The sequence below is a fragment of the Accumulibacter sp. genome, assembly GCF_031732815.1.
Classification (GTDB): domain Bacteria; phylum Pseudomonadota; class Gammaproteobacteria; order Burkholderiales; family Rhodocyclaceae; genus Accumulibacter.
Map to the genome: position 1 here is coordinate 1 of NZ_JAVMKF010000270.1, position 2,797 is coordinate 2,797.

Genomic DNA, 2,797 nt, shown 5'->3' on the forward strand with positions numbered 1-2,797 from the left:
TGCGCGTCTACCAGAGCTTGCTGGGCGAGCGCTGAGGCGCACCGGCGGCGGATCGGCGACGCTCGGCGGGCTCGCCGACGAGCAGGACATCGCCATGAAACGTGGCTCTTTTCACGGCCGGCACGGCGCGTTACCATGGCAGTTCGTTTTTCCTCGGGCGCGCGGCCGTGGCGCCCGCCTCCGCGCGAAGAAAGGAGTGTTCCGTCTTGAAGCCCACCGATATCGGCACGCCCGAGTATTTCCACAAAGTCGTTGATTGCCAGTGGGCGTGCCCGGCGCACACGCCTGTTCCCGAGTACATTCGCCTGATCGCTGCCGGACGTTACAGCGACGCCTACATGGTGAACTGGGTGTCGAACGTTTTCCCGGGCATTCTCGGGCGAACCTGCGACCGACCCTGCGAGCCGGCTTGCCGGCGTGGCCGCGTCGAGGAGGATTCGCCTGACGGTCAGGCGCGCAAGGAGCCGGTTGCCATCTGCCGCCTGAAGCGCGTCGCCGCCGACTACAAGGAAGACATCCGCGAGCGCCTGCCGAAAGCGGCGGCGCAGAAGAACGGACGGCGCGTCGCCTGTATCGGTGCCGGTCCGGCATCGCTCACCGTGGCACGCGATCTGGCGCCGCTCGGTTACCATGTCGTGGTATATGACGGAGACGCCAAGGCCGGTGGCATGATCCGCACGCAGATCCCGAAGTTTCGCCTGCCCGAGCAGGTCATCGACGAGGAAACGGGCTACATTCTCGATCTGGGCGTCGAGTTTCGCAGCGGGCAGTACATCAAGTCGATGAAGAGTCTGCTCAGCGAGGGTTACGATGCCGTCTTCGTCGGCTGCGGTGCGCCGCGCGGGCAGGACCTCGACATTCCCGGGCGCAAGGAAGCCGCCCAGTCGATCCACCTGGGCATCGACTGGCTGGCGAACGTTGCTTTCGGGCACGTGACCTCGATCGCCCGCCGCGTCATCGTCCTCGGCGGCGGCAATACGGCGATGGACTGCTGCCGTTCGGCGCGGCGACTCGGCGGCCAGGACGTCAAGGTGATCGTCCGCTCCGGTTTCGAGCAGATGAAAGCCAGCCCGTGGGAGAAGGAGGATGCCATGCACGAAGGCATCCCGATTCTGAACAACCTGGTGCCGAAGAAATTTACCCATAACGGCGGCCGGCTGACCGGCGTGACCTTCGAGAAGGTGCGCTCGGTATACGATGAGAAGGGTCGGCGGACGCTGGTGCCGACCGGCGAGCCCGACCCGCACTTCGAGTGCGATGTGGTCCTCGTCGCCGTCGGGCAGGAAAACGCTTTCCCGTGGATCGAGCGCGATCTGGGTATCGAGTTCGACAAGTGGGGCCTGCCGAAACTCGATGAAGCGACGATGCAATCCACGCTGCCCAACGTCTTCTTCGGCGGCGACGCAGCTTTCGGCCCGAAGAACATCATCTGGGCCGTCGCGCACGGGCACGAGGCGGCAGTTTCGATCGATCGCCTGCTCAACGGCGAGGAGATCAGCCAGCGGCCGCCGCCAATGACTTCGCTGATCTCGCAGAAGATGGGCATTCACGCCTGGACATACGACAACGCCGTCTCGCACGACCGGCGTCTGCGCGTTCCCTTGCGTGACGTCAACGCCGCGCTGAAGAATATCCGCATCGAAGTCGAACTCGGCTTCGATCCGCAGTTGGCGTTCAAGGAGGCGCAGCGCTGCCTCAACTGCGACGTGCAGACGGTCTTTGCCGGTCGGTTGTGCATCGAATGCGACGCCTGCATGGACGTCTGCCCGATGGATTGCATCAGTTTCACCGACAACGGCGAGGAGGACGATCTGCGCCGCCGGCTGCGCGCGCCGGCGACCAACGCAACGCAGGCGCTCTACGTGTCGGACGTGCTGAAGACCGGCCGCATCATGGTCAAGGACGAGGACGTCTGCCTGCACTGCAGTCTGTGCGCCGAGCGCTGCCCGACCGGCGCCTGGGACATGCAGAAGTTTTTCCTCGAAATGACCCACGCCGGACCGCGCTGTCACGACCGCGCTGCCGCCGGCGCCCCGACAGTGCAGCCGGAAGCCGCGTAAGGAGCCGCCATGCAGAAGATCGAAGCAGTCAACGATTTCGTCGTCAAGTTCGCCAACATCAACGGTTCCGGCTCGGCGTCGGCCAACGAGTTGCTGGCCCGCGCCGTCCTCCGCATGGGCGTACCGGTTTCGCCGCGCAACATCTTCCCGTCGAACATCCAGGGGCTGCCAACCTGGTTCGAGGTGCGGGTCACCGAGCACGGCTACCTCGGCCGGCGCGGTGGCGTCGACCTGATGGTGGCGATGAATCCGCAGACCTGGGATCAGGACGTGCGCGAGATCGATCCCGGCGGCTATCTCTTTTTCGACAATACGAAGACGATCCCGCGTTCGCGCTTGCGCAGCGACATTCACGTCCTCGGCATGCCGCTGACCGAAATCTGCAACGGCACGTACAGCGACCCCAAGCAGCGTCAGTTGTTCAGGAACATCATCTACCTCGGCGCGCTGGCCGGGCTGCTCGGCGTCGATGCAGCAGAAATCGAAAAGCTGTTCGGCGAGCAGTACAAGGGGAAGGAAAAGCTCCTCGATCTGAACGTCCAGGCGCTGCACCTCGGACTCGACTACGCGCGCGAGAATTTCAAGCCGATCGGACTTTCGGTCGAGCGGCGCGACAAGGTGGGCGACCGTATCTTCGTCGACGGCAACAGCGCAGCCGCTCTCGGTTGCATCTATGGCGGCGCGATGGTCTGCGCCTGGTACCCGATCACCCCGTCGTCGTCGGTGGCCGAAGCGTT

General features: G+C 64.5%; 2 protein-coding genes. Both read left to right on the forward strand.

From position 1 onward, the window contains the following. The first annotated feature begins 206 nt into the window (after positions 1-206). A complete protein-coding gene (locus RKP46_RS15940; RefSeq protein ID WP_311099553.1) occupies positions 207-2,060 on the forward strand; it encodes an FAD-dependent oxidoreductase in 1,854 nt (617 codons plus the stop codon). Between the two features lie 9 nt (positions 2,061-2,069). Next, a partial coding sequence (locus RKP46_RS15945) for a 2-oxoacid:acceptor oxidoreductase family protein (protein ID WP_311107531.1) occupies positions 2,070-2,797 on the forward strand: 728 nt, incomplete at its 3' end.